9 protein-coding genes are annotated in these 10,815 nt (G+C 42.1%); 1 reads left to right on the top strand and 8 read right to left on the bottom strand.

The window, feature by feature from the left end; translation table 11 throughout:
- Window positions 1-57 precede the first annotated feature (57 nt).
- The 8 genes from LBN07_01630 to truA all read right to left on the bottom strand — a co-directional run bounded on the left by LBN07_01630 (window position 58) and on the right by truA (window position 7,107).
- Window positions 58-723 (bottom strand): uracil-DNA glycosylase, encoded by a 666-nt coding sequence (locus LBN07_01630; GenBank protein ID MDR0850164.1) that lies wholly within the window; start codon window positions 721-723, stop codon window positions 58-60.
- A gap of 189 nt (window positions 724-912) precedes the next feature.
- On the bottom strand, window positions 913-2,235 hold the full coding sequence (locus tag LBN07_01625; protein MDR0850163.1) for a hypothetical protein: 1,323 nt from the start codon (window positions 2,233-2,235) through the stop codon (window positions 913-915).
- A 131-nt stretch (window positions 2,236-2,366) separates the two neighbouring features.
- On the bottom strand, window positions 2,367-3,221 hold the full coding sequence (locus tag LBN07_01620; protein ID MDR0850162.1) for a polysaccharide deacetylase family protein: 855 nt from the start codon (window positions 3,219-3,221) through the stop codon (window positions 2,367-2,369).
- A gap of 129 nt (window positions 3,222-3,350) precedes the next feature.
- Entirely contained in the window at window positions 3,351-3,581 is a 231-nt protein-coding gene (locus LBN07_01615) for a hypothetical protein (GenBank protein MDR0850161.1), read from the bottom strand.
- A gap of 13 nt (window positions 3,582-3,594) precedes the next feature.
- Window positions 3,595-4,518: an FAD-dependent oxidoreductase gene (locus tag LBN07_01610; GenBank protein MDR0850160.1), complete on the bottom strand. Its 924-nt coding sequence runs from the start codon at window positions 4,516-4,518 to the stop codon at window positions 3,595-3,597.
- 133 nt (window positions 4,519-4,651) lie between these two features.
- Window positions 4,652-5,029 carry a 30S ribosomal protein S9 gene (gene rpsI / locus LBN07_01605; GenBank protein ID MDR0850159.1) on the bottom strand — a complete coding sequence of 126 codons (378 nt, stop codon included), beginning with the start codon at window positions 5,027-5,029 and terminating at the stop codon, window positions 4,652-4,654.
- 182 nt (window positions 5,030-5,211) lie between these two features.
- The gene (rplM, locus tag LBN07_01600; GenBank protein ID MDR0850158.1) at window positions 5,212-5,655 is read right to left on the bottom strand and encodes a 50S ribosomal protein L13; all 444 of its coding nucleotides are present in this window, start codon (window positions 5,653-5,655) and stop codon (window positions 5,212-5,214) included.
- Window positions 5,656-5,829: 174 nt separating this feature from the next.
- On the bottom strand, window positions 5,830-7,107 hold the full coding sequence (gene truA, locus LBN07_01595; protein ID MDR0850157.1) for a tRNA pseudouridine(38-40) synthase TruA: 1,278 nt from the start codon (window positions 7,105-7,107) through the stop codon (window positions 5,830-5,832).
- A gap of 186 nt (window positions 7,108-7,293) precedes the next feature.
- Between truA and nifJ the strand changes: the two genes are divergently transcribed.
- Window positions 7,294-10,800 carry a pyruvate:ferredoxin (flavodoxin) oxidoreductase gene (nifJ, locus tag LBN07_01590; protein MDR0850156.1) on the top strand — a complete coding sequence of 1,169 codons (3,507 nt, stop codon included), beginning with the start codon at window positions 7,294-7,296 and terminating at the stop codon, window positions 10,798-10,800.
- Window positions 10,801-10,815: the final 15 nt, after the last annotated feature.

The following is a 10,815-nucleotide window of genomic DNA, read 5'->3' as shown; positions in this document are numbered from 1 at the left end:
AATTCTCCTCAGAACACCTTTGAAGGGGATTAAAAAAAGGGGCATTTGCCCCCTTTATTATTCTATCTGCCAATCAATCTCGGGCTTGTTCCACTCTTTCAAAATCTGATTAGCCTTTGAAAAATGCCTGCAACCAAAAAAACCGTTTTGTGCCGACAGAGGACTTGGGTGAGCGGCAAACAACACCTTGTGCCGGCTTATGTCAATATCCTCCAAAATTTTTCTTGCTCCCGACCCCCAAACCAAAAATATAATAGGGTCCTCACGCTTGCTCAAAAGCTCAATTATTTTGTGAGTAAACTCTTCCCACCCTTTGCCCTTATGACTGAATGACATTCCTGCTCTGACAGTCAAAACACTGTTTAGCAAAAGCACACCCTGCTTTGCCCAATTAGTAAGGTTTCCTCCTTTTGGCAAACTGCAGCCGCAATCATCCATAAGCTCTTTATAAATATTCTTCAAACTCGGCGGAGGCTCGGTGCTTTCAACCGAAAAGCAAAGTCCGTGCGCCTGCCTGGGGTTGATATACGGGTCCTGCCCGATTATAACAACTTTTACGTCATTAAATCTTGTAAGGTTAAGTGCTGCAAAAACATTTTTTGCTTCAGGATAAATTGTCTGCCCATTATATTCTTCCTTCAAAAATTTTTGCAGTGTTTTAAAGTAGTCCTTGTCGAACTCACCCTTCAAAATATCATACCAATTTTTTGTTATATAAAACACAACTATATTTTAGCAAAAACACAAAAAATCTCCAACTATTTTACACGTTTCGCCAAAAAAACTGCAGCACTCCTCACATCCTGCATGTGACAAGTGTCTATGTGTATCTAAAGAAAACCCAGCCGGCCGTCATATTTCTTCCTTTTCTCAGGGGAAGCTAAGTGAGTAGCAGTGCTATAAACCTGAGCTTTAGTGAACGGGAACATTCATACTGTCCAGCTCTTCTTCAATTTCACACAAAATCCGCTCAATTTTTTCTTTATTTTCTCCTTCAATCATAACACGGATTACCGGTTCAGTACCGCTTTTCCGAACGACTAGTCGGCAATTTTTATCTAATTTCTTGACGTATTTCTTCACTATTTCAGCGGTATCCAGACGTTCGGCATTTCCGACCGAGCGGTCGGGTTCATATTTTATATTCAGATAATATTGCGGAATTTGTTTATAGCCTAAAAGCATTTTTTCTGGGTGTCTGCCTTGTCTAACGGCCGCCAAAATCAACAAAATAGAGCATAAAATTCCGTCACCCGTAGGGTTAAATTTCGACAAAATTATATGCCCTGCAGGCTCCCCGCCAAGCACAAGTTTATTTTTGAACATATGTTCACTTATAAACTTATCTCCGACAGGAGTTCTAAAAAGCTCAATACCCTTTAAACTCAGATAATTTTCAAGCCCCAGATTTGTCAAAACAGTTCCTACAACCGGACCTGAAAATCCGCCCAGACTTAAAAAATATTCTGTCAGAATACACAAAATTCCGTCACCGTCTATTGTGTCTCCGCGGTTGTTTATCATCACCACCCGATCAGCGTCGCCGTCAAAAGCAAATCCGAAATCAAGCTTCTTTGACACCACAAACTGCCTAAGAGCCCCCACCGAAGTCGCCCCGCAGCCTTTGTTAATATTAATTCCGTTCACCCCTACATTTATCAAAAATAACTCCTTAAATCTGTCTTTGAACACATTTTTTACAACACCTCCGGCAGCACCGTTAGCACAGTCAAAGCACACACTCAGGTCAAGCTTTTTCTTTTCCAAAACTGAAGCCAAAAACTCAAAATAAGGCTTAGTCTTTATATTTTTTAGTTTTCCTACTTCTTTGCTATAGGCATATCTGTTAATATTTTTGTGAACATTTTCTATATCACTCTCTTCTTTTGCCGAGAGCTTCATACCCATTTTATTAAATATTTTTATACCGTTATATTCGCTGGGATTATGACTTGCGGTCAGCACAACTCCAAAATTATAACCCTGACGTGCCATAAATCCTACCGCAGGCGTAGTCGCAACCCCCGCATCGGTCACATTTACACCCTGACTGAGAATGCCGCTGATGATGGCCATTGACAACGCCACACCGCTTGGGCGGGTATCTCTTCCAACAATAATACCTTTACCCTTATGCTTTATGCATTTTATTCCAAGAGCCCGGCCCACCTCAAAGGCCAAACTGCAGGTTATCTGCTGCCCAAAAACACCTCTTATTCCGTCTGTTCCAAACATATTACACCTCACAAAAACCTCAACTAGACAGTTTTATGAAAATAATATATTTAAGTCTTAACAAAAATGTGAAAACCTAAGACAATAAAAAATTAAAAAGACAAAGGCCAACAAAAAGGCGCGTCTTTGTTTTAGATTTTACTTAAAATTTGCTGAGCAGTCTGACGGTCACGGTTAAAACGCGAGAGCCCAAAAAGACTGTCGCCCCTTTTCAGCCTGTTCACTTTTTCAAAACAGATAAAGCTGGCCTTAAAACCAAGTTCCTTAAGATATTGGTCGCTTGTCTTTTCAAAAAAACCGTAAGGATAAGCAAGTGCAATCGGTTCAACACCAAAATTTTTAAGTTTATCCTGAAGTTTCATGACATCTTGCGTAAATCTTTTTTTATAATCTTCTTCCTGCTCGGAGAAAATCTTTTTCATACCAATTTGTCCGCGGTATAAACGGTGCAGATTGTATGAATGATTGGCAATCTCAACACGGCCGCTGTTTTGAAGCCTAGCTATATCTTCAAAGCTCAAATAGCCATAGCGGTCATCATCGCGTGCTTCTTTTTCACTGAAAATTCCGGTGACCGAACAAACGACCCTCATATTCCTTTTTTCGAGCTCCGGCAAAACAAGATGCAGTATATTATAAAAGCCATCATCAAAAGTGAGCATAATAGGTTTTGGAGGCAAAGCTCCTTTATTTTCAACAAAAGCTATGAGGTCAGAGGTCAGCACTGTTGTATAGCCTTGCTCTATGATGAAATCCAAATCTTGTTGAAGTGAAGAAATATGTATTGAATACGGCACAAGCTTACAACCGTCAGGAAAGACCGCATGATACATAAGAATAGGAAGCGCTATAGTTCCGCTTTGCTCATCTTCAGCAAACGCCCTTAATTTTTTTGTAAAACCAAAAAATAATAAAGAAAAACCAAGAGACAAAACCAAAAAATATATTAAGATTTTATTTTTTATAAAAATGTTATTTCTTTGCATAGTTTTAGTTTGATTATATTCAATTTAATTATGCTATCAAACAAAAAAATACTAAGGCTTACTTAGCATTTTTTGACCAAAAAACCTACCGTCAAATTTGGCGGTTAAGTTATTTGTGTTTTAAAAACTTTATTTGTGTCTGTGACCTACAACCATCAAGAAGCCCACAAAGCCCGCAAGTCCCAGCACCTGAGCATAATATATTGGTTTTGTTGCAACTTCTTTAACTGCTTCCCAGACGCTTGCAAATGTTGTGCCCGACATATCTCCACCAGAAATCCAGAATGTCAGCATCTGCAGTCCTACCACGCCCACAATACCAATTGCAATTGCTATCAGAATTTGAAATAGTGCTCTCATGTTCCCCCCTCCTTTATCTAAACTTTCCGCTTTTGATAAAACCAAAAGCGCTTGTTGCAGCAATAGCCCCGTCGGCCGTTGCTGTTACAATTTGACGCAGCGGCGTATCTCTTATGTCTCCTGCAACATATACACCCTCAATATTTGTCCGCATCTTTTCGTCAGCAATAATATAACCAGCTTCATTCTTAGCCACGTTTTTGTCTATAACTTCAGTGTCGGGGCCCCTGCCTATTGCCACAAATACCCCTTCTGTATTCAGTTTTTTTGTGGTGCCGTCTTGAATATTTTCAAGTTCAATCTGTTTCAGGTTTGGCTTTCCTTCAAGCGCACTGATGCGGCTATACAGCATCAGCTCCACATTTTGGTTTGCTCTCACTGTTTTTTCGAGGATATCATCTCCCCTAAACTCACCCCTGCGATGAATTAAATATACTTTATCTGCAAGTCCGCTCATATAAACGGCATCCTCAAGTGCACTGTTTCCGCCGCCTACAACCGCCACCGTCTTGCCTTTAAACAATGTTCCGTCGCATGTGGCACAATAACTCAGCCCTCTGCCCAGATAGTCTCTTTCATTATTCAGATTAAGCTTTCTGGCCGCAGCTCCGATTGCTATAAGCACAGTCTTTGCAGTATATTCACCTTTAAGGCATTTTATGAACTTCTCTTTACCGCTAAAATCTGTGGAGACAACCTCATCAAAAATAATTTCAACGCCCAGACTTGTCATATGCTCAAACATTTGAGCGGCAAGCTCCATGCCTCCAATTGACTTTATACCCGGATAATTACACACCTCCTGTGTAATGGCTACGGCCCCACCCGGCACCGATTTCTCAATGATACCTACATTCAACCCTGCGCGCTTAGCATAAATCGCCGCAGAAAATCCCGCAGGTCCCGCCCCCAAAATAAGCAAATCAAAACTGTTCATTACTTCCTCCAAGTTGATATATATATTGTATCAAAAAAATAAAGTTTTGTAAAACTTTAGGGGCAGGTTTAAAAAAAATCTAGTGAGGCACCCAATCTACAAAAAAACACCAAAATTTGGTGTTCTTTTATTATTATCTCTTGCTGAACTGCGGTGCTCTTCTTGCCTTTTTAAGACCGTATTTTTTACGCTCTTTCATACGGCTGTCACGAGTCAGGAAACCTGCTTTCTTAAGCTCGGCTCTATAGGTCTCACTTTCTTTCAAAAGCGCTCTTGCAATTCCGTGTCTTATAGCTCCGGCTTGTCCGCTCTGTCCGCCGCCGTAAACATTTACAATCACGTCATATTTGTCAGCAGTTCCGGTCAGTACCATAGGCTGCCTTACAATAAGCTTAAGAGTATCAAGGTTGAGGTACTTGTCAATGTCAATGTCATTGATAGTGATTTTTCCGCTACCGCCGGCGTAAAGTCTTACTCTTGCAACCGATTTTTTACGTCTGCCCGTTGAAATCGTCTGGCCGGGTTTTGATTTTACGGCCTTAACTTTTACGGCAATTTTTGCGGGGGTGGGGTTCTCCGCTGTTTTTGCGGGAGCTGCCTTCACTTCTTTTGCAGGAGCTATTTTAACCTCTTTTGCGGATTTAACTTCTGCCGCAGGCTTTTTAGCTGCGGTTTTCTTTACTTCTTCTGCCATCAGATTCTGCCTCCTTTCAACTTAACAGCCACAGGTTTCTGAGCCTCATGCGGATGAGTGCCGTCTTTATAAACCTTAAGGCGTTTGATTTGTTTTCTTCCGATGCTGTTTTTTGCAAGCATGCCCTTGACGGCAAGCTTAAGCGCTTCATCACTCTTTTTTTCCATCATAATAGCATACTTAGTACTTTTAAGTCCGCCCGGGTAGCCTGAGTGAGTATAGTGTATTTTCTGCTCCAATTTGTTACCCGTAAGCACCAACTTGTCGCTGTTCACAACCACTACGCTGTCGCCGATATCAACATGCGGAGTATATTCAGGTCTGTGTTTGCTTCGTAGAAGCGTTGCCACCTGAGTAGCAACTCTACCCAGAGGAATTCCCGCAGCATCAACAATATACCATGAACTCTGTACCTGTCCCGGCTTTGCCATATATGTTTTCATTGTTTTTCTCCTTAAAAATTTGTGATTTTCTCTTATTCCTTTATTCAAACAAGGGCTAATTTGTGTAAATCTATGGCCTAATAGAAAATAATCCCCCAATTTGGGACTTGCGATTATTCTAATACAAAAATCCCCTCTTGTCAAGGGAATTTTATGAGTTTACACAGGAGTGACCTATAAAGGTTCGTGCTTATTTCGTCTCTTTTCTCTTATCTTTTCGTTTCTGAAAAAGGCTTTCTGAACAGGTCTGGGGATTAGGAGCTTGTTTACCATTTTTTTAGGAAGTCTTGCAACCTCAAATTGGTCGCCATCAAACTCTTCCCGCCCAATTATATCAAGGTCGCCGCCAACAAGACAGCAAAGATAATAGTATGTATGCCTCTCACAATCTATCTTAAACTCAAACATCTGCTTAACGAAACGTTCTTTTAAAATATACAGCAGTTTTATTACTTTTACGTCGGCGTTCATCTCTTCTTTGGCTTCGCGCACCATCGCAGCTTCGGGAGCCTCACCTTCTTCAACGCCGCCGCCTGTCACAAAATATACCTTGCCTTTGGGCTTTATCTCACAAATAGCTACAATCTCATTACCATCAACAATAATACCTCTGGCTTTTTTAAATACCGTGCCTTCAACAGTATGCTTATAATACAACTTTGCCCGCTGATACGAATATGAGTTTTCATCCAGCGTTTTTGCTTCGCCGTTGTTATAATATACTCTCTTCAAATATAGTCCGCAAGCAGGAACGGTTTTTCCGGCCAGAGTACGATCTTTAGTTTCAAAAATTTTGTCGATTATACCCATATCTTTTTTGCCGCTGCCAATATCAAGAAGAGTGCCCACAATTATGCGCACCATATTATACAAAAATCCCGTACCTCTTATCTTAAAAATCAAAATACCGTGGTCTTTTTCTTCAAAGTCGGCGCGTATAATCTTGCGTATGCTATCCCCCTTAAGGTCGCTTTTGCTTGCCTGAAATCCGCCGAAGTCGTGCTCGCCGACAAGCTTGCCGGCAGCTTCTTTCAGCTTGTCCATATCAAGCTTATAGGGGTAATGCATAGCCCTGTCTTTTTCAAATATGCTCATATGCTCACTCTTGCATATTCTATATTGATATTCCTTGGCAACAGCCCAAAAGCGGGCATTAAAATCCTTGCTCACTTCTCTGCTTTCAATTATACTGATATCCTTTGGCAAATACATATTAAGCTTGACAGCTATCTTGTCAGACGGAATAGTTGTATCTGTCACAAAATTTACTACTTGCCCCTTGGCGTGAACGCCGGCATCCGTCCGGCCGCTGGCATAAATCACAGGCGTCTCGTCCAAGGCCTCCTTTATTGCCCGCTCGAGTTCACTTTGAACGCTTTTTCCGTTTTTCTGCTTTTGATATCCGTTATAATTGGTGCCTAAATATTCTAAAATCAATTGAATATTCTTCATAACGATTTAATTATATCATATCTGCTCAAATTTTACAACATCAAAAAAATTCAAAACTCTAAAAGTTATTTGCTATTTTGTCAGCTATTGTTTATAATTATGATGTGTTAGCAAAATTTTAAATTTTGCCGTTTTGCCAAAACAAAGTATCGTCTTTGTTTGCAACACACAATATTTGGAGGAATTATGAAAATTACAGTAGATGGAAATCAGGCAGCGGCAACGGCCGCATATGCCTTCAGTGATATGGCAGCGATTTATCCCATTACTCCAAGCTCGGCAATGTCAGAGCTTGCTGATGAAATGCAGAGCCGTCAGATAAAAAATCTTTTTAATGAAACGGTAAGTGTCACTCAGTTTCAAAGCGAAGGGGGTGCAGCGGGCGCTGTTCACGGGGCACTTAGTGCCGGCTCTCTTGCCACAACTTTCACATGCTCGCAGGGGTTGCTGCTTATGATACCCAATATGTATAAAATCGCAGGTGAGCTTTTGCCCGCGGTATTCCATGTTTCAGCGCGTACACTCTCAACCCATGCCCTATCCATCTTTGGCGATCACAGCGATGTTATGGCGTGCAGGGCCACAGGGTTTGCAATGCTAAACAGCACCTCGGTGCAGGAGGCCATGGATATGGCGGCGATTGCTCATATAACCGCCCTTAAAAGCAGCGTGCCGTTTATACACTTTTTTGATGGGTTCAGAACAAGCCACGAAATCAACAAAATTGACAACCTTGAACAAGGCACACTAAAAAAACTTCTGCCTATGGACGCAGTGATTGCTTTCAAAGCACGGGGTCTAAGTTCAACAAAGCCACACCAGCAGGGCACCGCTCAAAATCCTGATATATTCTTTCAAAACAGAGAAGCTTCAAACACCTATTATTCAAGCGTAGAAAAGCATCTTAAAAATACCTTTGAGGAGTTTGCTAATCTAACAGGGCGGAAATATAGCAGCGTTGAATATTTCGGTGCCCCTGACGCCATAGACATTATCGTAATTATGGCAAGCGGATATCACACCGCTAAACAGACGGCAGCTGAACTTAACAAGCTCGGCAAAAAAACAGGTGTAGTGCTTATCAGGCTTTACAGGCCCTTTCCAGCCGACAGTTTTATAAAGGCCCTGCCCAAAACTGTAAAAAACCTTTCGGTGCTTGACCGCACAAAGGAATGCGGCGCCGGAGGTGAACCGCTATATAAGGACATATGCACAGCTATGCTTGACGGTGGGGCATCCGCTGGCAGTGCCTGTTTTGCATCAAAATCCAATTTTCTTCGTGAAATAAATGTCTTCGGCGGTATATATGGCCTTGGCGGAAAGGAATTTACTCCGGCTATGGTCAAAGCTGTCTTTGACAACATGGCAAGCAAAACACCCAAACAAAAGTTTACTGTCGGCATAACCGATGACGTATCACACACCTCTCTGCCGGTTGAAAAATTTAACCTAAACAGCGGCGGCACTTCCTGCAAGTTCTATGGGCTTGGCAGCGACGGAACAGTCAGTGCTAACAAAAACTCCATTAAAATAATAGGTGAAAACACTGACCTCAATTGTCAGGGATACTTTGAGTTTGACTCCAAAAAATCAGGAAGTCTCACCATTTCGCATCTGCGGTTTGGAAAGCTTGACATAGATGCACCCTATCTCATAGACAATGCCGATTTTGCGGCCTGTCACAACATAAATTATATAGGCAAATATGATATGCTAAACGACCTCAAAAGCGGCGGCACCTTCCTGCTTAACTCCCCTTATTCAGCAGATATGTTAGGCACAATTCTACCCGACAACTTTTTGACGCAGCTCAAACAAAAGAAAATCAACTTTTATATAATAGACGCCAACCGGATTGCCCAAGAAAATCGTCTGGGCGGACGCATTAACGTAATTATGCAGGCGAGCTTTTTTTACCTTACAAAAATCATGCCCTATTCAAAAGTTGAAGAACTTCTGATTGACGCCGCGCAAAAAACATATAAGAAGAAAGGCGAAGCCATACTTCGGGCCAATACAGCAGCGATAAAAGCAACTACCGCAGGCCTTGTCAGGGTTGACCTAAGTAAATTTACGGCAAGCAGCAAGTTAAAACAAAAAAGCAATGATGAATACTACAATTCATTTATACTGCCAATTGAGCGTAAGCTTGGAGACACTCTGCCTGTGTCACAGTTTGACCCGCGCGGAAGAGTTCCCACAAATACCTCCAAGTTTGAAAAGCGAGGAATTTCAATCGAAAGCCCTTGCTGGATAAAACAAAATTGTATTCAATGCAACATGTGTTCCTTCGTTTGCCCTCACGCAGCAATACGGCCTGTTCTTGTAAAAAACAGCGATATAAAAGATGCCCCATCAACTTTTGACACCCTCCATGCCATGGGCGTGCCGGAGCATCAGTTTAGAATACAAATCAACGTCGCTGACTGCACGGGATGTGAAAACTGTGTCAAAGTGTGCCCCGCCAAAGAAAAGGCACTCAAGATGACAAACAGCGTAAAGCTCAACAAAGCCGAAGAGACAAATTATAACTTCTCTCAAACACTGCCTGAAAACCCACAGACCATATTCAAATCAAACACACTCAAGGGCAGTCAGTTTATCAAGCCTCTGTTTGAATTTAGCGGTGCATGTGCCGGCTGCGGCGAAACGCCGTATATCAAACTTGCAACACAGTTGTTTGGAAAGCGTATGCTTATCGCCAACGCCACAGGCTGCAGCAGCATATACGGAGGCTCGGCCCCCAGCTGTCCATATGCACAGAACTCAATGGGTCACGGCCCCGCTTGGGCAAGCAGTCTGTTTGAAGACAACGCAGAGTTCGGGCTTGGTATATACCTAGCCAAAAAGAAAGACCGTGAGGCACTAAAAACCCGTGTGACCGAATTTGTTAAAACCAACCCCGAACACAAAGCAACAACTCTTTTAAATGAATGGCTGCAAAGCTTTGATGACGGTGAAAAGTCTTATGAGCTCGCACAAAAGTTGACGCCTATAACAAAGGATATCGCCGAGTTTAGTTTGTATCAAAACAGTTTCACAAAAGAAAGCACCTGGCTTATCGGAGGCGACGGCTGGGCATATGATATAGGCTTTGGCGGCCTCGACCATGTTCTGGCAAGCGGCGAAAACGTAAACATTCTGGTGCTTGACACCGAGGTTTATAGCAACACCGGCGGTCAAACCTCAAAATCTACTCCGCTCAGTGCCACTGCAAAGTTTAGCATGGGCGGAAAGCGAACTCCAAAAAAAGACCTGGGGCTGATTGCTATGACATATAACAATGTATATGTTGCTCAAATAGGAATGGGCGCTGATATGAACCAGACAGTAAAGGCTATGTGGGAGGCTGAGCAGCACGACGGGCCAAGTATCATTATCGCCTACTCACCCTGCATTAACCACGGCATAAATATGAACGAAGCACAAAACGAAATCAAAAAAGCTGTCGAGTGTGGTTATTGGCACCTATATCGCTATAACCCATCGCTTTTAGAACAGAATAAAAATCCGTTTACTCTTGATAGTAACCCACCAACAAGAGATTATCTCGAATTCTTGGAAGGTGAAAGCCGATATGCTGCTCTTAAAAAGATTGACCCAAAACTAGCAACAGAGCTTCACCTGCTTAGCAAAGAGTCTGCCGAGCAGCGATATAAAAGATATTTAGAGTTGGCAAACAAGAAATTTTGATAAGTTCCTGTTTCG

This window comes from Christensenellaceae bacterium (genome assembly GCA_031260975.1).
Classification (GTDB): Bacteria; Bacillota; Clostridia; order Christensenellales; family UBA1242; genus JAISKJ01.
The sequence above is the reverse complement of the archived record's forward strand: the minus strand, read 5'-3'. Positions and strand labels throughout refer to the sequence as shown.